Below are 21913 nucleotides of genomic sequence, written 5' to 3' on the forward strand. Positions count from 1 at the left end.
TATGATGGTGTCATGAAAACTTCGCCCGCAGCGGTTTCTTCCGAGACAGAGAGTCCACCCGCCACCAGTAAACGTCAGGCAATCCTCGACGCGGCCGCAGACGTTTTTGCCGAGGAGGGGTTTGCGGCGGCGAGCATCGATGCCATCGCGGCGAGAGCCGGCGTGTCCCGTCAAACGGTGTACAATCAACTCGGCGATAAGGATAATCTGTTCAAGGTTGTGGTTGCGGAGATCACCGAGAAGTCGAGCGCCGACTTCTTTCGGGTGCTGGACACATTTCCCGTGGCACCTATCGATCTGGAAACGGAGCTGACAGAATTCTCAGCGCTGCTCCTGCGCAAGGCGGTCTGCGATCCGAATGGCCGCTGGCTACGCAAGCTCGTCGAGACCGAGGGTGGCAGATTTCCCGAATTGTTCGAGACCTGGAAGGAATACGGACCGGGCAAGAAATACCCCGCCATCGCGGCTCGCCTGGCGCAGCTCGCGCTCGCTGGTCATCTCGACATAGAGGATCCGGCACTTGCCGCGCGCCAGTATGTGGCGCTGCTCGCAACAGATCTGCGGATCAACCAACAGATCGGCCGCCAAACTCCGGAGGAAGAAGTCGACCGTATGGCAAGAGAGGCAACGAAGACCTTTTTGCGCGCGTTCGCCAAGCGCTAAGCACCGGGTCGCCAGGCCGACTTGTCAGGATGGCGCTTGTAATAAGGTTGACAAGATGGTCCGCCCGTTGCGCGAATGAGGTGGTCGGCCACCCAGCCGAGAGCCGTTATCAGAGCGAACAGGTCGTCCCCATTCATATCGACGCGCGCTGTTCCCTCGCCCTGAGCACGGAGCAATAGTCGCGCCCCTGCCGAGTGCACCGCTGCGCACGAAGGCGGACGTCATTTTCTTGGCAATCCGTTTCGAACAGCATCCAGATATCGCGAAGGCGCTCCCCACCTGGCAGGGGAAGACGAGCGACGATGATGTCGCCGCAGCGGAGGTTGGTGCGCTTGCGGAAAGGCTCGGTTTCGCGCCCATCCAACTTGGCAGACTTTCGGAGGGTGGATTGCTTGTACATGCGCACGGAAAGAGCTGGGGGCACTTGATCTTTAAGGACTTAGTCAAGTTCGAGTGATGCGGCCGCGAGACGCCGAATTGGCTTAACGAAAATGGCCCGCACAAAGTGTCCGGGCCAATCTTCGCTTGATGAGCCGCGGTAGAATTGCGGCATCCGTCTTCACATCAGACCAATCAGAACTCCGACCACTCTTGCTGGAGATGTTTAAGTGCAGCATTGCCCTGCGTAGCGGGAGCGGCGCGCGCGGCAAGCCGGCCTGTTGTCGGGGCGGAGGCAGGCCGGGCCACGGGCCTCGCCTGCGGCTCCATGCGCTCGGCTTCGCCTGTGCGGAATGCGCTCAGAAGCTCGCCAAGACGCTTGCTCTCTTCGGCCAAACCTGCGCCGGCCGCATTCATCTCTTCGACCATGGCGGCATTCTGCTGTGTCGCCTGGTCCATATGATTGACGGCACTGTTGATCTCGGAAAGACCCATGGACTGCTCCTGAGCGGCGGTTGCAATCGCATCCATGTGCTGATTGATCTGCAGGACCAGGTCGGCGATAGCTGAGAGGCCCTCGCCGGTGTCGTTGACGAGCTTCACGCCTTCGCTGACTGCGACTTCAGAGTTGCCGATCAGGGCCTTGATCTCTTTGGCGGCATTGGCCGAACGCTGGGCCAATTCCCGGACTTCCTGGGCAACAACGGCAAAGCCTTTGCCGGCTTCGCCCGCACGCGCCGCCTCGACGCCGGCGTTAAGTGCAAGCAGGTTGGTCTGGAAGGCGATCTCGTCGATCACGCTGATGATCTGGCTGATCTGCTTGGACGAATGCTCAATTCTTCCCATGGCGCTGACGGCATTGCCGACGACCTGGCTGGAGTTTTCTGCCCGCGATCGGGCACCACGCACCAGGTCACGTGCATCGCCAGCTCGTTTGGAGGTCGACTGAACATTGGCCGTTACCTCTTCGAGCGCTGCTGCGGTCTCTTCCAGCGAGGCGGCCTGCTGCTCCGTTCGCTTGGAAAGATTATCGGAAGCCTGCGAAATCTCGTAACTGCCGCTGTTTACCAGCGACGCGGCCTGGCCGACCTGGGACATGGCAGCGCGCAGCTGGCTAACCGATGAATTGAAATCGTGACGCAGAGCTTCGAACTGCGCAGCCAGCGGCGTTTCGATCTCACAGCGCAGGTTGCCGGATGCCAAATGACGAAGTCCCGTCGCAAGCGAACCCGTTGCCTGCAGCAGCCTCTCTTCTGCCTCTGCCTCGGCACGGCGCTGGACTTCGACGCGTTCATTCTCCGATGTAATGCGTGCCTCGGCCGCTTCAGCTTCCAGCGCCTTGTTGCGCAAGGCTGCCTGTTGGAAAATCTGTACGGAACGCGCCATGGCGCCGATCTCATCGCGCCGTTCGACGCCACCGATTGAGACCGAGAGGTTGCCTTGGGCGAGTTCGGTCATGGAATGAGTTAGCGCCCCGACGGGCTTGGTGACGCGATAGATGATGACGCAGATGCCCGTAATGCTCAGGGCGACGGCAACAAGGAAAGTCAGCCCGTAGGCGATGAAACTGACGAATGCATCATTCTGGCTGGCGGCTGCATTGGCGACCATGCCATCTGCTGCTGCCGCGGCGGTGTTCGTGATCGTCAGAAGGGCGGCATTGCCGACCGGGCGCCAGTCGTCGAGAGACATGGCTTTCTTCTCACCGGCTGCGAACTTCGCAAGCAATGCATTGTGTTTTGCTGCAAAGTCACCGCTGAAAAAGGTCGTGCTGCTGATTTTATAGGCGTCTTTGACGACCTGTGGTGTCGACGGATGATTGACCAGAGTGCCGATCTGCCCCCAGGTGAAGTTCGCGGCGTAATCGAATTGTTGGATCTTGCTGACGTCCTCAGGCTTCATCGCCTCTCCAGAGGCGAGTGTGTTGACGTACAACAAGTTTGCAGCACCAGCCGTTGCGCGCGTGTACCATGTCAGCGCACGGATCTGAATGAGGGCCGTCATTGAAGGATCGCTCGCGCGAATCCGGTTTTCAATGGCGGTCGAACCTGTCTCCAACGCGGTCAGGAACTGCTGACCGAGGTCCAGCGTCGTGGCCTGCAATGTCGGGTCGCGATCAGCAAGCTTCTTAGCCACTTCGTTGTCGAGCTTTGAGCGGAATGCGACCACGCGATCATAGGCGTTCATGACATCGGCAATCGGAGCTTTGAGCGTCGGGTCGTCGATGTTTGCAAAGACCGATTTTGCATCAGTCATATATTTGTCGACGATGCCCCTGTCCGTTTTCAACAAGGTAAGCGTTGCATCTTGCGCGCCAAGCTCAAGTTTGGCGAGCGACGACCCGTCACCTCGCTCGTTGCGAAAGTTCGCAAGTGTTTGGAAGAGCGCGCGGTCTAGCATGGTGAACTTCGAGACGTCGGCATACTTGCCTGCATCGCGATAGGCATCAAGCGTCGAAGATCCCGTTAGCACGCATAGGGCGATGCTGAGAAAAAGGAAAATCCCGAGAAGTATATTGCGAAGAGAAAAAATCATAATTGCTCACCTACGTTCGGGGTGCCGTAACGCTAACCCGCTTCGCCAAAACACGTACTTCTGGAGCTCTTGAGGTGAAATTTTCTAAAAGAAAAGCAGTCCGTGAGCCATCGGGGCGCCGCCCGATCACAGGCGCATCATGCCCTGCCCAATCAAAGGAATAATTAGCCCAGCTTTGTTGAAACAGGATTAATGCCCCTAAAAATATATGGGGCTGTTTTGTACCAACCAATCCGGCGGCGGGAATGAATCGTGAAACGCTTCAAGCCGAAGCGACATTTGCGATGCCTCGGCCCCATGCAGGACCGCGCCCCGACGTCACAAGCCAATATCGCGAACTGCGTACTGCGGCCATGAGCCTGCGGACGCAAATCGCTGAGGCGCGAACCGCCTAGTCCATCGGCAAGAGCTTTGGGTGAACTTACTTAGCGAATAGACATATGTCTGTCGCCCGGATCCGGGACGAAATCATGGTCTGCGCTTCCTCCGGACCGAAGAAATTTCCGCGCCACACACGACCGCGAACGCGCTGTCTTCGCTTAAGACGTTTCCCCCGATCTACAACCGCAGCTACTCTGCGAAACCAGGAGCCGGAAATCAGAGCCAGTTCAACGACAGGCAGATGGTGCAGGCAATCGTAAGCCACGCAACAATAATCGCTGCAAGCAGAACGAATTCGACCCTCATATTTCCATGAGGGTCCTTAAAATCCAGAACAATGTCCCCTGTATCAGCGGAGCTTACTTTTTTCGCGGACCGGCTCACCCTGGCTGGTATTCTTCCAAGCAAACTAGACCTCTTGAAGTTTCCAAGTACCAAGCAGGCATCGGTTAAATGTATTGATCGGTAATTTCTGCAGGACGCGAGCCTGCTAGCAGTGACCATGCGTGTCACTGACAAGCCCACCCAGATGTGCATTTGAGAGCGCCGCTCTTTCGGTCTTCAAGACGGAAACAAGAGCATCTTGTGCCTCCTTTATCAGGAACACGGCCTGCGGCGTATCGAGCCCACTGGCGATCTGACCGGCATACTGCATCATTTTGACAAGCGCCAAGATCTCGCAATGACGCTCATGACCTTCAAAATCAATCACTCTTAAAGCCCCCAACAAAATTTCCTGAGGCGAGATTGGCATATTTCAAGTGGTGAGGTGCGTTGCAAAAGCGTTGCACACGCAAAGCCTGCATTAGAGAATCCGCTACATACGGCAAAATTGTGGGAAGAGTTCGCGCCACAGTGGAGTTGCATTGAAGGACCAGCCCGCCTTAGGTGCCGATGATGGTATCTCCACTATTGCGCGCATCAGCTCTATCGCATCCTGGCGCTTCCGATCACTCCACGCAGTTGCGACGAGAGCCCTAACCTGCCCTGTGTCCATATTGCTGGTTTCGGCAACACGCCTCCAGGTCCGGTCCTTGAAAAATACACGACGGGCTGCTTGAGAGAGCCGCAGAGCGACTTCTCCACCGATAACGCCTTGGTCAATTGCGGCTTCGATCGTCGCATCAACATTGACCAGCGGGACTGACAAGGCCGGATAACCCAGTTCCGCCGGGCCATGAAGGAGGGCGACATCCGCATCATCCACCCGGCGTCCGGAAGCATAGTCATCGAAGATCCTGCCAACGCCGACCATGCCGTAAGCCTGGCACTCCACTGCGCGGAGCGCTCCCATACTGGCTGCCCCGAACACTGGAACACCTCTGGATAAGGCAAAGAGCAACTCCTTATGCCAGACCGGCGCGACAAACTCGAACTGGCCGTCGACAAGGCCGATGGCCGTCGCCCCGTCCTCGAGGGCTCTGACGACGTCGCCCTGACGCGCCGGGGGCCGTATAATCATCGTGTCGTCTGCGAAAGCGTCGGCATCGGGCAGGCTCGGGCCTACAAAGATCACTTTCATAAGAGGCTCGCCGAGAATGCGCGACTGCCAAAACGAGTTCGGCGGTTCCCATCCGGATGTTCGAGTTGGGGCGCGAAAACCTTTGCGACCGATGCCGGCAGCCATTCAGGTGCGAGCTCGATTGCATAAAGCCGGTCGATACCGCGCTCCGACAGAGCCTCGACAAGATGGTCGAGCCCATCTTGCGCAGACCCGATAGGCGTCGATGGCAGTTCGTCGAGGTGCGTCGTATATCGCGCCCGGAACGACAGCAGGTGGGCTGGATCAGCGCGGCGTGAGAACAATTCCGGGACAAGATCATCTCTGGCACCGGCGATGAAGGTCATCCGCGACTGCACGGCCTCGGAAATTGCCCGGGCTGCGGCCACATAGGGGGACAAGGATGCGCCTGCCCCCATCGTCAAGTCGACATATCTGAGCGAACCGTCATCGCCTTTCGGCCGCAGCAACGCGACGACGGCGGCAACGGCCAGATCGCTCGTCACATCGAAAAGGGAGAGATCGAAATCGGCAGAGAAAACCTTCTCCAGCATCTCGCGAATATCGTTATCTTCGATGCTGCATGGATCTATCCGACGTGCATACCTCCGCGCCGGGTCGACAACGTTCCAGAGGACGCAGGCATCCCGCTCCAGCCTCTCCAGTAACCCGTGCAGGACCGCCTCATGCCAAGTATTGCCGGACGCCAACCCATCCGACGATATCCAAAAGCGCGGACTGACCTGGGTTCGGTCAAGATGAATGGCGTCGAAAGGTAGGAATATCGCTGCATTCTTCACCAAATCACGAGCCTGGGACCATCTGATCTGTTCGGCAGCCTCTATCGGCTGAGCACCCACCGCAAGTAGACCGTTTAAACAATCCGTTGCATGGCCGCTCGAGGTAAGATCGTTTTGAGTTGCCATCAGCGTTGAACAGTAAGGCTGGGTAGCCACCGAACGCTCGATCGCTTCCATCACCGCGGATGTCTTCGCGGAAACGTCGTCCCGACCTTTGCCCTGAGCTATGACGATCGCCCGGGAATTCGGGGCGTAAGCACACCAGACCGGAATACCTATTCGGTCGAGCTCGGTCTGGCGGCCGACACGGGTTATGCCAAGTCGTCCCAGATGAGGCGAAACCCTCGACAGGGTTTCGCCGGGAGAGCAAGCTCTAAAGTTGTTTGACACCAACCAACGAACGCCTAGCCTTCAAAAAGGCCTGACGCTACGCCGCTCGCTGATATCAAAGCCACAGCGAAATCGACATTTTTCTCCACTCTGATCCCTTTCGCCCGCCAGGATTCCGCCGCCGCCAGGTCGCCCGTCAGCGGCTGCGTGTATCGAACGACGGTCCCCTGTTGGAGGTCAGCCAACCAAAGACCCTCTTCGCCCTTAATCCCAATCAAAACTGCGCCTGCCATAATCTCTTCCTTTCAAAAGCCGGCCTTCAGCAGGCCTTCCCTGTAACGCTCCGTCTGCCACTTTTCCTTGATCGGAATCATGGCAAGCCATGCCTCAAGATCAAAATTCGGGTTATCGCGCAGTGCGCGCTGTCGATACATCTTCGCCTTGGCAAGGTTCCCCAGCATCGCCCAACTTGCCGCCGCAAGCCTGCTTGCCGGTCCTGGCTCTCTCATTCTGTCCAGATAGGCCAACGTTTCGGTATACTCCCCAAGGAAATAGCTGGCTCCCGCTGCGGTCCAGTAATAATAGTCCGGAGCAAGCGGATTAAGATCAAGGGCGGTGACAACCTTCTCCAATGCCGCTTTTGGATTGGCGCCATGGGTAAGACTGTCGGCATGACTACAAATGACATCCGCGTAGTGCGGACTTAGATCCTCGGCATTCGACAAGGCCTCCAGGCTACCGTCGATATTTCCGCGATAAAGCCGAGCGACCCCAATTTCCTTGAAACCTCCGGCAAACCGACTGTCATCGCGGATCGCATCCGCTGCCATTTTTTCCGCCTGACTCAACAGATCGCTATCGCCCCGGGCCGTCAAAACCCATTCCATGGTCAAGGTTCTGGCGATGCCCGCAAGTGCCGCCGCGAAACCGCGCTCGTGCTCAAGAGCTTCCCTGAAGTGCTTGCGCGCGCGGCGGACATTCTGAAGGCCCAGACGGGACAGGCATTGCACGCCCTCAAGATAGGCAAAATAGGCCTGAGGCTTGCAGCTGAAATCAGAAACTATGTGGTGGAAGGCGCCCACACGCTCGATGATGGAGTGCTGGATCGCAGTGGCGATCTCGTTGCGATGCTCCGTTATGGCCGCGCTATCCAATTGAACGCGCGTTGCCCAGACAATCTCGTCGCGCGGCATGAAAATCAGCTGCGCGAAAAGACTGTCGCCAGTCCTCTTCGTATCGAGCGCGTAGACCACATTATGTTGCCTGAGAAGCCCCGCCTTGTCGTTGGAAGACCGGATCTGCTCGGCCGTGTAGGGAGCGACCACGGAGACGCTTCGATCGACGCAAAGGCTGATCGTGAGGTCTTCGATGACCGCATTGGCAACCGAGCCGGCTCGCTCTGCTGCCTCCAGCGTCTCGGGAGGAAGCAGGGCGATACGGGGTACTCTGCTGTCGGCGGAGAGCGGAATCGTGTCTTCAGCCGGGTGGCTTGAAGTCGGATCTTTCGTTTCGCCGATCACCTGAATGTAAGAGGTGATTTTCTCGCCAAGCGCTATCCTGACCTCATCATCGGAGTGATCCCGGTCCAGCAGAAGCGTGGCTGCACGCTTCAATTCACCGCGATATTGAGGCGACGAGGGTTCATTCAGCACCTTGAAGAATTCGGTTCGCAGCTCTCCCGCGAGCCGCGCACGCACGTCGCGTACCCAAACGGCCACAGCTGCAGAGCCGCTGCCGTAAATGGGTAGAAAATTCTTGGCGACGGCATCGCTAAGGGCGCCAAGCTTGGCAACGCCGGACGTATTTTCGATGGTATCCAGATCGCAGCGCAGCGCGTCGAAATTCAAAGCGATGTTCGCAGCGACGCCGCTGGTCAGCGGCTTGGGGGATTTGGACGTCGCAATCGCCAAACGCAGCAGGGTCGATCTCAAGTTGACGCCGGCCGCTTGAAGATTGCCGGACCAGAGAAATGCTGCCAACTCCTTGCGTGGTATCGATTGCCGGCAATCATAAAGATAGGCAAGCATGAGCAGCGCCTGTTTCGGCACATTCACACGATCGCCCTTTTCATCGTAAAGGGCACAGCTACCGAGGGTCGTTAAATGAAATGTCATTTTACCAGATCAGCGCTCACTGCCAGATTCGCTTGATTGCACGAAGGCGAGGATCTTCGCCCGCAACCGCTTGTCCACGATCGCCGATAAGGCTGTTCGCAGAACGGCTTTATGATGCTTCCCAAATCGAAAACCAGCTAGCACCTCCTTGGAGGGAAGCGCCTCGTCCGATCCGCTTTCGAAGAAAAACATGATTGGGACATCGAGAATTTCTGAAATATGCAGAAGGCGACTGGCGCTGATTTTCTGAAAGCCGCATTCGTATTTCTCGAGCTCTTGGGGCCTTATGCGAAGCTTCTCGGCCAATACATCCTGCGTAATTGACAATTCCTCGCGGCGCAGCCGGATGCGCAATCCAAGTTCAACGTCGATTACATCCGGTTTTTTGTCCATAAAGAAACCATCAGAAGAAAAACTGCCTTCATGTTCGCAGGTTTCCCTCGAATTCACAATCTTCCAGCAAGGCACCCAAGATCAATTTTACACAACGTCAGGAGTTTCCAATCCGCTATATTATGCGGCTGCGAATTCGGAGACCAACCTTGGGCTATCGTTAAACCGACATCACCGGGAAAGCAGCTTCAGCTTCCACCGGCAGGGCTATTTAAAACTGAGGGGATCCCTTGCAATTAGCCGAAAGACTGCGACGCAAGTGCAAATACGATCGGAGAACCTGTGTTCGGGGCTCCATAGGAGGCCCTCTCAGAGGAAACCATGGTGGTCACGGTGTCAAAGACAGACATTCCGCTTTGCTGGATAAAACTGGCAAACAGTCCGGCACCAGAATGGGTGTCGAGGCGCAAAAAACTGCCGACATGGGCTACGACATGCGGATGAACGACAGCAATCGCGTCTTCCTCGCAATAAGCGACGACAGGACCGACGACGTGACCGCGGCCAAACCGGCGCCGCATGGAATAAGCCATTAGCTTGCCACCGTCATAAAGACCGTAGCAGATGGAGCTTTCAAACAATCGCTTGAGATGTTGATAGCGCAGCGTACCGAAAGCCGGCTCGTCCAGGGCCGCAACCGCATCCAGATCGCTGCGTTCGAGCCGCCTGAGATCAAGCCCCGGCCTGATATCGCCCACGTGAGGCACGGATAGAATTTCCCCCTGACACTGAAAGACTGTCTGTTTCGGCATAAATCCAAAAGTTGCACACATGCGGCGTGCCGCTCTTGTCGCATTCAACCGTATCCGTTCATGGTGGCATTCCTCCAACATCCGCTTAACCAGCCACTCCGCCGTACCATTCGTCTGCAGACGCGGTGCGGTTATCAGCATTCCGAATGTGGCGAAGCTCTCCTCGTGCGGGAACCACATGGTCGAGCCGGAAACCCTGCCGATTTCGTCAAGCGCCACGAAGCCGCGGCCGACATCCCGCAGGTGCTGCCAGTCCTGCGATCGATGCGGCCACCCGACCGACATCGAGAGAGCCTGAAGCTGCGACAAAGGGACCTCTGAGATGTCGGCAAAGCGCAGTTCGAATGCATCGACATGCAGTTTTTCGGGTATTTTTGTGTCCATTGGTGATCCAGACGCCATCCGATCCTCCCGGCTGCATATTCGCTCACGCCGGCATCTTTGGCGAGCTTAGCCGAGACTCAACGAAACATTTCACTGCCTATGCAAACGGCGGCGCAAGAATTCACCGTATGATCCATACTTTCGGCAGGTATTCTACTGATTGAGGCTTAACCTTCCTTTGATCAAGACGTCGCTTGCACAGACGAGGACGGCAATCGGAGATTGGCAACACCAATGCAGGCATCGGACATTCTGGCAAAACTGGTCGGCTTCGATTCCGTCGTTGGAACGCCCAATGCCGAGATTGTCGCGTGGATCGGCGCCTACCTGAAGTCCTTCGGCGCCACGGTTGATATCCTTGCTGGCCCCGAGGGCGACCGGTCCAATCTCTTTGCTACGATCGGCCCCCGCGATATACGCGGTTACGTCCTCTCCGGTCACATGGATGTCGTGCCGGCCAACGAGACGGGATGGGCGAGCAACCCCTTCGTGCTGCGGGCCGATGGAGATAGACTCTATGGCCGCGGCACCAGCGATATGAAGGGCTTTCTGGCTGCGTCTCTGGCGGCCGTACCAATGCTCGCTGCAAGCCCTCTGATGCGGCCGATCCATCTAGCCTTCTCCTATGACGAGGAAGCAGGTTGCCGTGGCGTACCGCATCTCATTGCGCGCCTGCCGGAGCTTTGCGAGGCGCCGCTCGGCGTCATTGTCGGAGAACCCAGCAACATGCGGGCCATCCTCGCACATAAGGGGAAATCAGCCGCCCGCCTCACCCTGAAGGGACGCTCCGGTCATTCGTCGCGGCCCGACCTCGGCCTCAACGCAATCCATGCCGCCGCCGAGGTTTTGCAGGCCGCAGTTTCGGCCGCGCATTCTCTGGCTCAAGGGCCATTCGAAACGGAGTTCGAGCCGCCTTATTCATCGATCTCGGTCGGCACCATTTACGGCGGGCAAGCCCTCAATATCATTCCGGATCTCTGCACCCTCGAAGTCGAAGCGCGGGCAATTTCCGGTGCGGATCCGGCAGCACTGCTCCTACCGGTGCACGAGGCCGCTGTCGCACTTGAGCGTCGGGGCTTTCAGGTGCAATGGGAGGAGCTGAGTTCCTACCCCGCCCTCTCCCTTCCGCGGACAGCGCATCTTGCCGGTCTGCTGGCCGAGCTGACTGGCATCGAACCGCTGGCAGCGGTTAGCTATGGCACTGAAGCCGGGCTCTACCAGCGTGCCGGCCTTGAGGCGATCATTTGCGGTCCGGGCGATATCGCTCGCGCACACAAGCCGAACGAATTCATCCTCACGCACGAACTCGACGCATGCCAGGCCATGATCGAGGCTCTAGGCCGTCGTTGCCTGTCGTGATGGCGTAAGACCGAAGGATAGAAGCCTATGACGTTCCTTTTCAATTCGGATGCCCGCCGCGGCCATATCTTCCACGAAGCCTTCGCCCGCGAGCTGCCGGATCTCCCCTTCTCCATGGATCCGACGTCCGTCGACCCGGATGCCGTACGTTATCTGATCACCTGGACGGTTCCGGACGACTTGCCGCGCTACCGCAATCTCGAAGTTCTGTTTTCAATCGGTGCCGGCATCGATCAGTTCGATGCGACACATGTCCCCGATCACGTAAAAGTCGTGCGTATGGTCGAAGACGGTATCACCCGCATGATGCAGGAATATGTGACGCTTGGCGTCCTCGCGCTCCACCGCAATCTGCCCTCCTATCTCAGCCAGCAGCACCGTCAGGTCTGGAATGCCTTGCCACAGGTTCAGGCCGCCGAACGCCGCATCGGCGTGCTGGGACTCGGGAACCTTGGTCAGGCTGTGCTCGAAAGATTGAAGCCGTTCGGCTTTGTGCTTTCCGGCTGGAGCCGCAATCAACGCGAACTGGAGGGCATTACCTGTTTTGCCGGCGAAGCTGGACTCCACGCCATGCTTTCCACGACCGATATCGTGATCTGCCTCCTGCCGCTGACCGACGAAACTCGCGGTTTTCTCAACGCCGATCTCTTCGAAAAACTGCCGCGGGGTGCAAGCCTTGTGCATGTCGGCCGCGGACCGCAGCTTGTTTCGGAAGACCTGCTGGCCGCGCTCGATTGTGGTCGACTTGCCGGCGCCGTGATCGATGTCACCGATCCCGAACCGCTGCCGACCGGACATCCGTTCTGGAACCACGACCGCATCCTGCTGACGCCGCATATTGCGAGCGTCACCCAGCCCCATAGCGCTGCACGCGCCGTCATCGACAACATCAAGCGGATCCGGGCGGACTTGGACCCGTTCGGCCTCGTCGACCGCCGCCGCGGCTATTGATCGCCAACCCGAAAGGAACCCCATGTCTCTCCTCAAGACGATTGACCCCAACCCATCCTTCGCACCGCGCGAAAACGTCGTCGCTGCGGAGCGACTGATCTCGGGCGATCCGAAGCTCAAGACCTGGGCACAGGACGTTGCCCGCAACGAGACTGTGCACACCGGCGTATGGGAAGCCACACCCGGTGTCAGCCGTTCGATCAAGGGTGAAACCTTCGAATTCTGCCATATTCTCTCCGGCGTCGTCGAATTGACACCGGAAGGCGGCGAGCCCGTCGTCTATAAGGCGGGCGACAGCTTCGTCATGAAACCGGGCTTCGTCGGAATCTGGAAGACGATCGAAACGGTCCGGAAGATCTACGTGACCGTCACCCCTTAAGCTTTGCTACCTCGGCGCGGCCTCTGAGCCCGCACCGCCTCTGACCTGACCAAAGAATACACTGCGGGACCTCCTCAAAACGGCTTTTTCCGCCGTGACAGCCGACGCGATCGGATCAAGCTACTTCGCCGATCCTATAGCATCTCGGTAAATTGACCGGAGGTATCATTATGGACCTGAGCTTCGATCCCGATAGTCTTTCGCTCCCCGTCGGGCATTTCATCGGCGAGCATTTCAGCGCCGCGAGCGGCGTCATTCCGATGCACCGTCCCTCCGACGGGAAAGCCTATGCCGAATGCCCGGTCGCGGACGCCTCCATTGTCGACCAGGCCGTTCAGACGGCCAAGGCCGCGCTGAAGCAAAGCAATTGGGGCGGCGTCCGCCCGCGCGAGCGCCTGAATGTCCTGCACCGTTGGGCCGACCTCATCGAGGAGGAAGCCGAAACGCTTGCCCGACTGGAGGCTGTCGCTTCGACACGACCCGTAGGCCAGCTTGTCGAGGGCGATATCGCGATTTCGGCAGAGCAGATCCGCTTCTTCGCCGAATTCGCCGACAAGGAAGGCAGCGATCTCGTGCCGACCGACGATGGCAATATCGGCATGATCATGACGGAGCCCTATGGGGTGGTGGGCGCCATCACGCCCTGGAACTTTCCGATCAACATGGCCGCCTGGAAACTTGGCCCGGCGCTGGCCGCCGGAAACGCCGTCGTCCTGAAGCCGTCCGAAATGACGCCGTTTTCATCCATCTATCTGGCAGAGCTCGCCGTGCGCGCCGGCCTTCCGTCCGGCCTGATCAATGTGGTGCTGGGTGATGGCATGACGACCGGCCAGGCGATCACCGGCCACCCCGACATCGCCAAGATCAGCTTTACCGGCTCGACCCGGGCTGGATCGGCCATCATGGAGAACATCGCCCGCACGGGGGTAAAGCCGATGACGCTGGAACTCGGCGGCAAGAGCCCCCAGATCGTCTTTGCCGATGCGGACCTCGACAAGGCCGCCGCTGCCGTAACGACCAGTATCGTCGGCAATGCCGGCCAGGCCTGCGTAGCCGGATCGCGGCTGATCGTCGAGAAAAAGATAGCGGCCGAACTGATCGACGCCATCCGAAATCGGATGAAGGGCGTCGCTCCTGGTCCCACCTGGGATGCCGCAAGCCGGTACTCCCCCATCATCTCGGAAAAGCAGAGACAGCGCATCGATACGATCGTCTCTGCCACCGTCGCGGTCGGCGGAGAATGCCTTGCCGGCGGCGCGATCATGGACGCACCGGGCTATTTCTACGCCCCGACACTGATGGCCGGAGTCGATCAGAATTCTCCAGCCATCATCGAAGAGATCTTCGGTCCGGTGCTGACACTCCAGACATTCGAGGACGAAGAGGAAGCCCTGCAGCTTGCCGACCATCCGAGCTACGGGCTCGCCGCAGGCCTCTTTACCCGCGACCTCTCACGCGCCATCCGGCTGACTCGCCGTCTGCAGGCTGGTACCATCTGGGTCAACCGCTATAACCGCTCACGTGACCACATCCTGCCGACCGGCGGCTACAAGCAGTCCGGTATCGGCAAGGATCTCGGCCGCGAGGCATTCCAGGCCAATCGCAAGAGCAAGAGCGTTTTGATCAGTCTTTAAGGACAGTGAACATGAAAACCTACAAGATCGCATTGATCCCGGGTGATGGCATCGGGCGCGACATGACCGCCGCCGCCTGGTCGGTTTTGCAAAAGGCCGCAGGCAACCGCGGTTTCATGCTCGACGGCACCGAATTTCCCTGGTCCTGCGCCTTCTACAAGGAAACCGGCACCATGATGCCCGCCGACGGCATCGCAACGCTGCGCGGTTTCGATGCCATCCTGCTCGGAGCCGTCGGCTGGCCGGCCGAAGTGCCGGATGCGGTATCCCTGCACGGGCTGCTGCTGCCGATCCGCAAGAACTTCGTGCAATATGCCAATATTCGCCCGCACAGGCTGCTGCCGGGTGTCCAGGGACCACTCAAGGCATCGGCCTTCGACATTCTCTGCATCCGTGAAAATACCGAGGGCGAATATTCCGGCGCAGGCGGCCGCATCCATCAGGGCACATCCGACGAAGTCGCGGTCGAGACGTCGATCTTCACCCGAAAGGGTGTCGAGCGCATTCTGCGTTTCGCCTTCGAGCAGGCAAGGACACGCCGCGGCAAGCTCGCCTCGGTGACGAAATCCAACGCCCAGAAGCATTCGATGGTCTTCTGGGATGAAATTACCCGGCAGCTTGCCCAGGATTATCCTGACGTCGAGGTCACGAGCTATCACATCGACGCCATGGCAGCCCGCATGGTGATGGCGCCGGAAACCCTCGACGTCGTCGTCGCATCCAACCTCTTCGGCGACATCCTCACGGATCTCGGCGCAGCAATCCAGGGCGGCCTCGGTTTTGCGGCATCGGCCAATATCAATCCGGAACGGAGCGCTCCATCGATGTTCGAGCCTGTGCATGGGTCCGCGCCCGATATCGCCCATCTCGGCATCGCCAACCCGATCGCAACTGTGTGGTCCGGCGCCATGATGCTCGAACATCTGGGCGAGCAGGATGCGGCAAATGCCGTCATGGCGGCGATCGAGGCGACAACCGCAAGCGGCATCGGCACGGTTCCGGGCAAGGACCGGACCGAGGCAATCACCACAGCACTGCTCGCCGCAATCTGAAGTCTTATCGAGGTTTGAACATGCAAAATCTGAAAGTGCCATCCCTGTTCCGTGAGCAGGCGCTGATCGGTGGCAGCTGGCTTTCCGCCCGCTCGGGCAAGACCGTTGCCGTGATCGATCCGGCAACGCAGGCTGTCATCGGAACGGTGCCGGATATGGGCGGTGATGAAACCCGGGCAGCGATCGAGGCCGCCGAGGCGGCTTATGGCTCCTGGAAGAAGCGGACCCATGCCGAGCGTGCGGCGCGGCTGGAAGCCTGGCATGATCTAATGCTCGAGCATATCGATGATCTCGCGCTGATCCTCACGATCGAACAGGGCAAGCCGCTCGACGAGGCCCGTGGCGAAATCCGCTACGGTGCCTCCTTCGTCAAATGGTTCGCCGAGGAAGCCCGCCGCATCGGCGGCCAAACCATTCCATCGCCGACGCCCGACCGCCGCATTCTCGTGCTGAAAGAGCCGGTCGGCGTTTGCGGCATCATCACGCCCTGGAACTTCCCGAATGCGATGATCACGCGCAAGCTTGCGCCAGCGCTCGCAGCCGGCTGCACGGTCGTGGTGAAGCCTTCCGAATTCACCCCATACTCTGCGCTGGCGCTCGGCGTGCTTGCAGAAATGGCCGGCATTCCGGCAGGCGTCATCAATATCGTCACCGGCATGCCCTCCGAGATCGGCGCCGAGATCCTCGCCAATGCAACCGTGCGCAAGATTTCCTTCACCGGCTCCACGCCCGTCGGCTCATTGCTGATGCGCGGAGCAGCTGCCAGCATCAAGCGGCTTTCCCTCGAGCTCGGCGGCAATGCCCCCTTCATCATCTTCAATGACGCGGATCTCGACCTTGCGGTGGAAGGAGCTATCGTCTCCAAATTCCGCAACGGCGGACAGACCTGCGTCTGCGCCAACCGCATCCTGGTCCAGGCCGGTGTCTATGATACTTTCGCCAAAAAGCTCGCCGCCCGCGTCGACGCCATGAAGGTTGGCCCGGGCACCGAAGCCGGCGTTGCGATCGGTCCGATGATCAACGAAGCGGCGATCGCCAAGATCAACCGGCATGTCGAAGACGCGCTCTCGAAAGGCGCAACGATCGTCACAGCCAAGCGGGAACTGCCGGCTGGCCCGCAATATACGACGCCGATCGTCCTGACCGGGGCCACCACCGCCATGCAGCTCGCCGCCGAGGAGACGTTCGGACCGGTCGCGCCGCTCTTCCGCTTCGAGACGGAAGATGAGGCGATCACTATTGCCAATGGCACGCCCTACGGGCTTGCAGCCTATTTCTATACCGAGAGCCTGAAGCGCGCATGGCGGGTGGGCGAAGCGCTCGAATTCGGCATGGTCGGCCTCAATACCGGCTTGATCTCCACGGAGGTCGCGCCGTTTGGCGGTGTCAAGCAATCAGGCCTCGGGCGCGAAGGCTCGCAGCTCGGAATCGAAGAATATCTGGAAACAAAGGCCTTCCATATCGGTGGCCTTAACTGAGTTGTCACGTCTCAGACTGGAAAAGGGGTCGCAAGCGGGACCCCTCTTTTTATGCTGCTGATTTCGTTGAGGCCTGGCACCGGCTGATATCACTGAAATCTGTCGAGCGTTTTGTAATACAAGCCGACCAAGGGCAGGAACCAGGGCTTGCCGAAATGGCCGGGGACGGCCGGCCAATCGAGCCCCTTGAGCGGGTTGCGGTCGGGCCTTCCCAGAATCGCATCGGCAATGGTCATGCCGAGATGTGTGGAAAGTTGCGCGCCATGGCCCGAATAGCCCATGGCGTACCAGATGCCGTCGTGATAGCCAGCACGCGGATAGCGATCCTTGGTGATATCGACCAGACCGCCCCAGCAATAGTCGATCTCAACCTTGGCGAGCTGGGGAAATATATGGGCGAGGCTTTCGTGCAGGATCTCGCCGCTTCTGGCGTCGGAGCGCTGGTCCGATGTTGCGGAGAAGCGGGCCCGCCCTCCGAAGATCAGCCGGTTATCCGGTGACAGGCGCCAGTAGTTGCCGATGTTCATCGTGTTCACGCAGGTGCGATTGCCGGGCATTGCCGAGGCGACTTCAGCGTCGGTCAAAGGCCGGGTCGCGACGATGAAACTGCCGACCGCCATGATGCGGCGGCGGAAGTAACTGAAATTGGCTGTCGTATAGGCGCCGGTGGCGATCATGACATGGTCCGCCGTGACGGTGCCCTTGGTGGTCTTGAGAACGTGCCTGCCGCCAGCTTGGCTGCGCTCCGTCACGGCAGCGCCTTCCACGATGACCGCTCCGCGTCGCTTGGCCGCCTCGGCCAATCCGGCGACATAGCGGCCCATATGCATCATGGCGCTCTTCTTCGACAGCATCGCGCCATGAAACGGCGAACCGACCTCATTCTTGAGATCGGCGGCGGACAGCAGCGCGGTGTCGCGATCGACCTCGGCATGCACTGCCTCGAAATTCCTGGCCAGGCCTTCGAAATGCTGTGGCTTGGAGGCAAGCTTCAGCTTGCCCGCGCGGCGGAAATTGCAGTCGATCCCCTCTTCCGCGATAATCGCTTCGAGCGTGTCGATCGAGGCGTCCAGCGCATGGTAGAGGGCGATTGCCCGCTCCTTGCCCAATTCCGCCTTGGCCGCGATGTAACTATGCGCCAGGCCGTTGTTCAGATGACCACCATTGCGACCGGACGCGCCGAAGCCGACGGTCTCAGCCTCCAGAACGAGGACCTTCGCCCCCGCCATGGCAAGCTGCCGGGCGGCGCCAAGCCCGGTGAAGCCGCCGCCCACGACGACGACGTCATAATGCCCTTCGACGGGGCCGGCGGCGGCACCCGCAAAGCGGGGCGCCGTGTCGTGCCAATAAGAGGAATATTTCATCTGGCTGCCCTTTCTCAGAGCCCCACAACACCGGGCAGACCGGAAATATCGGCGATTTCGACATAGCCATAATAAGGATTGGCCGGCTCGTGACCACGGTTGACCCAGACCTTGTTCTTGATGCCGAGATCATGGGCCGACATGAGGTCGTAGCGGAAGGAGGACGAGCAGTGCAGGATGTCTTCCGGGCCGCAACCGAGCATGTCGAACATGTATTCAAAGGCCTGGAAGCGCGGCTTATAGGCATTGGCCTGCTCGGCCGTATAGACGGCATGGAAGGGTGCGCCGAGCTTTGCGACATTCGACATGATCTGGCTATTCATCGCATTCGAGAGGATGACAAGCGGAATTTCCTTCGCCACCTTGGCAAGGCCTGCCGGAACGTCGGCATGCGGCCCCCAGGTGGGGACGCGTTCATAAACCACCCTGGCATCTTCCTCTTTGAAGGCAACGCCGTTGCGCTTGCAGGCCCGCTCGAGCGAATTGTGCACCACCTCTGCATAAGGCTTCCAGTCGCCCATGATTTCATCGAGCCGGTAGGCAGCGAAATTTCTGATGAACTGCAGCATGGCCGGCTCGTCGAGGCGATCGCCATAGAGGTCACGGGCAGCTTCCGCCATCTGAAAATTGGTCAGCGTGCCGTAACAATCGAAGGTGATATATTTCGGGCGGAAGGTGGTCATGCGCTTCATCCTTACATTCTGCCCCTCGAGGCGATTGGTGGAGAACACAATAATAGGATTGCTTTCGGCGCGTGAGCCCACTGATTTTGCGAGGTTCGGAGCAGAAAGTTTCGTATAGCGGCGTTCGTTTGGCATTTGCTTGCAAGAACGGACGATGAAGACGCCTTTCGCTTACACTTTCGCGACTGCCGTCAGTGGCGTGACGGCATAAGATGCGGCGAGGGCGAGCAGCTACGGCGAAAGATACCGTCAACGACATCGCCTTCAGATAATCTTCCGGCCCCGACGCTCCGACACTCGAACAAAGAAATGCGAGGAGTGCCATGCAGGAGCGACAGATAGAAATCAGGCCTTTCGGTCCCGACCATTTGGACGCCGCGGTCCGCCTGTCGCAGGAGGCCGGCTGGCCTCATCGCCTGGAGGACTGGAAAGTCGCCCTCGGCCTAAGTAACGGTGTCGTTGCGATCACCGCTGATGACGAGGTTGTCGGTACCACGCTCCTCACACCTTACAAAACGGACTGCGCGACGATCAACATGGTGATCGTCGCTGCAAGCATGCGCGGACGCGGGCTGGGACGCCGTCTCATGGAGGCTGCCTTGGCTCTCGCGGATGACCGCCCCCTGCGCCTCACCGCGACCTCCGATGGCCTGCCCCTCTATGAAAAGCTGGGATTTTGCCAGACCGGCGCCGTCGTTCAGCACCAAGGCCTGGTCGCGGCAGTTGCGAAACCGGCAAACACCGAAGCGGCGACCAAAGCCGATATCTCGGCAATTACAGCTCTCGACCGCGAAGCGTTTGGCGCCGACCGTTCCGCCCTGATTGAACGATTAGCGGATCTGGGTGAATTTGCGATCATCCGCCATAACGGCAAGGTCGCCGCCTTCGCCTGCCTTCGTCCCTTCGGCCGAGGCGAGGTCGTAGGGCCGGTCGTCGCCCCAGACATTGAAGATGCGAAATCGCTTCTATCCCACTTCATGAGCCGGAAAACCGGTGCGTTCCTGCGTGTCGACACCGGTGCGGAAACCGGCCTTGGACCATGGCTGGCCAGCCACTCGCTTGTCCATGTCGGCGGCGGCATCACCATGGCGAACCCCGTTATCAAGCGCAGCAATTCCTCGACAGTCACTACTTTCGCCCTCGCCAACCAGGCGCTCGGCTGATCCGGAGAAGACCATGTACAGCAATTCCCTCATCGAGCTCGATCGCGCCCATCTGGTGCATCCGGTCGCCTCCTATCGCGGCCATGAGCAACAAGGCGTGCGGGTGCTCTCATCCGCCAAGGGAGCAACGATCACCGATGCTCAAGGCCGCCAGTTGATCGATGGCTTCGCGGGGCTTTGGTGCGTCAACGCCGGCTACGGTCACGAAACGATCGTGGAGGCGGCGGCTCGCCAGATGCGCGAGCTTCCCTATGCGACAGCTTATTTCGGCCTCGGCAGTGAATCGGCCATCCGCCTTGCCGCCGAGCTCGCCGAACGCGCGCCCGGCGACCTCAACCACATCTATTTCACGCTAGGCGGCTCTGACGCCATCGACAGTACCGTCCGCTTCATCCGGTACTACTGGTTTGCCCGCGGCCAACCGCAGCGCGATCAGTTCATCTCGATCGAGCAGGGTTATCACGGCTCTTCCACGGTCGGCGCGGGACTGACCGCCCTGCCCAACTTCCATGCCGGCTTCGGCGTTCCGCTCGACTGGCAGCACAAAATTCCGTCGCCCTACCCCTATCGCAATCCCGTCGGGCAGGATGCGAACGCCATCATCCAAGCGTCTCTCGCAGCACTCAGAGCGAAGGTCGACGCGATCGGAGCAGACCGGGTTGCCGCCTTCTACGCCGAACCGATCCAGGGCTCCGGAGGCGTGATTGTCCCACCGAAGGGATGGATGAAGGCCATGCGGGAACTCTGCAAGGAACTCGACATTCTCTTCGTCGCCGACGAAGTGATTACCGGCTTCGGCCGGACAGGCCCGCTTTTTGCCTGTTCCGAAGACGAGATCGTTCCCGATTTCATCACCACGGCGAAAGGGCTCACCTCCGGTTACGTTCCGATGGGCGCGGTCTTCATGGCGGATCACGTCTATCAGGTCATTGCCGATGGAGCCGGAGCCTCTGCCGTGGGTCACGGTTACACCTATTCCGCCCACCCCGTCAGCGCGGCCGTTGGGCTGGAAGTCTTGAAACTCTACGAGGGCGGACTGCTCGAAAACGGCAGAAGAGCCGGCGCGAGGCTGATGGCGGGCCTCGAGAGCCTGAGAAATCATCCCCTGGTGGGCGATGTCCGCGGGCGCGGCATGCTGGCTGCGATCGAGCTGGTCGTGGATAAGGTCGCAAAAACGCCGCTGCCGGCGGAAGCCCAGCCCTCACGCCGGATTTTCGACCGGGCTTGGGAAAACGGCCTGGTGGTCCGCGCGTTCGCCAATGGCGTGCTGGGGTATGCTCCGCCGCTTTGCTGCACGGACGCCGATATCGATGCGATCATCGAACGAACGGAAAAGACGCTTGATCAGACGCTCGAAGATCCCAACGTCCGCCGGGCGCTGAAGGACTGAACCGGCCGAGGGCCAGGATCGATATACCGCGCGCAGGCGTTTTTCAGAATTTTGTGCCGCATCGCTAGTCCGATTCGGCGCAAACGGCGCGGTCGAAGTGCCAAACTTATCCTTAATGAAGGTCCATCCCGGCAAATTCGGGAGCGTCAGAAAACTAAGTGGACCTGGGAACAGCATAATCTTCCGCAAGGCGGCCGCCCGGCGCCGCCAGCAAGCAGACTGGGGTAAG

The 21913-nt window shown here is 59.4% G+C and carries 19 protein-coding genes and 2 pseudogenes; 10 read left to right on the forward strand and 11 right to left on the reverse strand.

Annotation, left to right across the window (positions count from 1 at the left end; all coding sequences use genetic code 11):
• Positions 1 to 12 precede the first annotated feature (12 nt).
• Positions 13 to 663 (forward strand): TetR/AcrR family transcriptional regulator, encoded by a 651-nt coding sequence (locus RTCIAT899_RS30225; RefSeq protein WP_015343648.1) that lies wholly within the window; start codon positions 13 to 15, stop codon positions 661 to 663.
• Between the two features lie 10 nt (positions 664 to 673).
• Here the strand turns inward: RTCIAT899_RS30225 and RTCIAT899_RS34335 are convergent.
• Positions 674 to 875 (reverse strand): annotated as a pseudogene (locus tag RTCIAT899_RS34335) (SbtR family transcriptional regulator); the annotation flags it as partial.
• Between RTCIAT899_RS34335 and RTCIAT899_RS34340 the strand changes: the two are divergent.
• Positions 875 to 1120 (forward strand): annotated as a pseudogene (locus tag RTCIAT899_RS34340) (NADP oxidoreductase coenzyme); the annotation flags it as partial. The pseudogenes RTCIAT899_RS34335 and RTCIAT899_RS34340 sit on opposite strands and share 1 nt — an antisense overlap.
• Before the next feature lie 116 nt (positions 1121 to 1236).
• Here RTCIAT899_RS34340 and RTCIAT899_RS30235 read toward each other — a convergent pair.
• The 8 genes from RTCIAT899_RS30235 to RTCIAT899_RS30270 form a co-directional block, all read right to left on the reverse strand.
• On the reverse strand, positions 1237 to 3576 hold the full coding sequence (locus RTCIAT899_RS30235) for a methyl-accepting chemotaxis protein (protein ID WP_015343650.1): 2340 nt from the start codon (positions 3574 to 3576) through the stop codon (positions 1237 to 1239).
• 871 nt (positions 3577 to 4447) lie between these two features.
• Positions 4448 to 4669, reverse strand: coding sequence for a hypothetical protein (locus RTCIAT899_RS30240; protein ID WP_015343652.1), 222 nt, complete (start codon positions 4667 to 4669; stop codon positions 4448 to 4450).
• Positions 4670 to 4774: 105 nt separating this feature from the next.
• Positions 4775 to 5479 (reverse strand): TfuA-like protein, encoded by a 705-nt coding sequence (locus RTCIAT899_RS30245; RefSeq protein ID WP_015343653.1) that lies wholly within the window; start codon positions 5477 to 5479, stop codon positions 4775 to 4777.
• Positions 5476 to 6648, reverse strand: a complete 1173-nt coding sequence (locus tag RTCIAT899_RS30250; RefSeq protein WP_015343654.1) for a YcaO-like family protein — start codon at positions 6646 to 6648, stop codon at positions 5476 to 5478. The genes RTCIAT899_RS30245 and RTCIAT899_RS30250 overlap by 4 nt, the downstream gene beginning before the upstream one ends.
• Positions 6649 to 6662: 14 nt before the next feature.
• A complete protein-coding gene (locus RTCIAT899_RS30255; protein WP_015343655.1) occupies positions 6663 to 6881 on the reverse strand; it encodes a hypothetical protein in 219 nt (72 codons plus the stop codon).
• 12 nt (positions 6882 to 6893) lie between these two features.
• Complete coding sequence (locus RTCIAT899_RS30260; RefSeq protein WP_041678267.1) at positions 6894 to 8702, reverse strand: tetratricopeptide repeat protein; 1809 nt, start codon at positions 8700 to 8702, stop codon at positions 6894 to 6896.
• 9 nt (positions 8703 to 8711) lie between these two features.
• A complete protein-coding gene (locus RTCIAT899_RS30265; RefSeq protein WP_135488172.1) occupies positions 8712 to 9152 on the reverse strand; it encodes a helix-turn-helix domain-containing protein in 441 nt (146 codons plus the stop codon).
• Positions 9153 to 9331: 179 nt separating this feature from the next.
• Positions 9332 to 10231 (reverse strand): GNAT family N-acetyltransferase, encoded by a 900-nt coding sequence (locus RTCIAT899_RS30270; RefSeq protein ID WP_041678268.1) that lies wholly within the window; start codon positions 10229 to 10231, stop codon positions 9332 to 9334.
• Between the two features lie 234 nt (positions 10232 to 10465).
• Between RTCIAT899_RS30270 and argE the strand changes: the two genes are divergently transcribed.
• The 6 genes from argE to RTCIAT899_RS30300 all read left to right on the forward strand — a co-directional run bounded on the left by argE (position 10466) and on the right by RTCIAT899_RS30300 (position 17084).
• Positions 10466 to 11590, forward strand: coding sequence for an acetylornithine deacetylase (gene argE / locus RTCIAT899_RS30275; protein WP_015343659.1), 1125 nt, complete (start codon positions 10466 to 10468; stop codon positions 11588 to 11590).
• A gap of 27 nt (positions 11591 to 11617) precedes the next feature.
• Positions 11618 to 12541 (forward strand): 2-hydroxyacid dehydrogenase, encoded by a 924-nt coding sequence (locus RTCIAT899_RS30280; protein WP_015343660.1) that lies wholly within the window; start codon positions 11618 to 11620, stop codon positions 12539 to 12541.
• 22 nt (positions 12542 to 12563) lie between these two features.
• A complete protein-coding gene (locus tag RTCIAT899_RS30285) occupies positions 12564 to 12920 on the forward strand; it encodes a cupin domain-containing protein (RefSeq protein ID WP_015343661.1) in 357 nt (118 codons plus the stop codon).
• A 170-nt stretch (positions 12921 to 13090) separates the two neighbouring features.
• Positions 13091 to 14554, forward strand: a complete 1464-nt coding sequence (locus RTCIAT899_RS30290; protein ID WP_015343662.1) for an aldehyde dehydrogenase family protein — start codon at positions 13091 to 13093, stop codon at positions 14552 to 14554.
• A gap of 11 nt (positions 14555 to 14565) precedes the next feature.
• Positions 14566 to 15606, forward strand: a complete 1041-nt coding sequence (locus RTCIAT899_RS30295; protein WP_041678269.1) for a tartrate dehydrogenase — start codon at positions 14566 to 14568, stop codon at positions 15604 to 15606.
• Positions 15607 to 15626: 20 nt separating this feature from the next.
• Positions 15627 to 17084: an NAD-dependent succinate-semialdehyde dehydrogenase gene (locus RTCIAT899_RS30300; protein ID WP_015343664.1), complete on the forward strand. Its 1458-nt coding sequence runs from the start codon at positions 15627 to 15629 to the stop codon at positions 17082 to 17084.
• An 89-nt stretch (positions 17085 to 17173) separates the two neighbouring features.
• On the opposite strand, the gene RTCIAT899_RS30305 is transcribed toward RTCIAT899_RS30300, so the two are convergent.
• Both RTCIAT899_RS30305 and RTCIAT899_RS30310 read right to left on the reverse strand, forming a co-directional pair.
• Entirely contained in the window at positions 17174 to 18448 is a 1275-nt protein-coding gene (locus RTCIAT899_RS30305) for an NAD(P)/FAD-dependent oxidoreductase (RefSeq protein ID WP_015343665.1), read from the reverse strand.
• A gap of 14 nt (positions 18449 to 18462) precedes the next feature.
• Positions 18463 to 19131: a haloacid dehalogenase type II gene (locus RTCIAT899_RS30310; RefSeq protein ID WP_041678487.1), complete on the reverse strand. Its 669-nt coding sequence runs from the start codon at positions 19129 to 19131 to the stop codon at positions 18463 to 18465.
• Between the two features lie 323 nt (positions 19132 to 19454).
• Between RTCIAT899_RS30310 and RTCIAT899_RS30315 the strand changes: the two genes are divergently transcribed.
• Together RTCIAT899_RS30315 and RTCIAT899_RS30320 are read left to right on the forward strand one after the other, a co-directional pair.
• Positions 19455 to 20294, forward strand: a complete 840-nt coding sequence (locus RTCIAT899_RS30315; RefSeq protein ID WP_015343667.1) for a GNAT family N-acetyltransferase — start codon at positions 19455 to 19457, stop codon at positions 20292 to 20294.
• Positions 20295 to 20307: 13 nt separating this feature from the next.
• Entirely contained in the window at positions 20308 to 21684 is a 1377-nt protein-coding gene (locus RTCIAT899_RS30320) for an aspartate aminotransferase family protein (protein ID WP_015343668.1), read from the forward strand.
• Positions 21685 to 21913: the final 229 nt, after the last annotated feature.

The sequence above is a fragment of the Rhizobium tropici CIAT 899 genome (genome assembly GCF_000330885.1).
GTDB lineage: Bacteria > Pseudomonadota > Alphaproteobacteria > Rhizobiales > Rhizobiaceae > Rhizobium > Rhizobium tropici.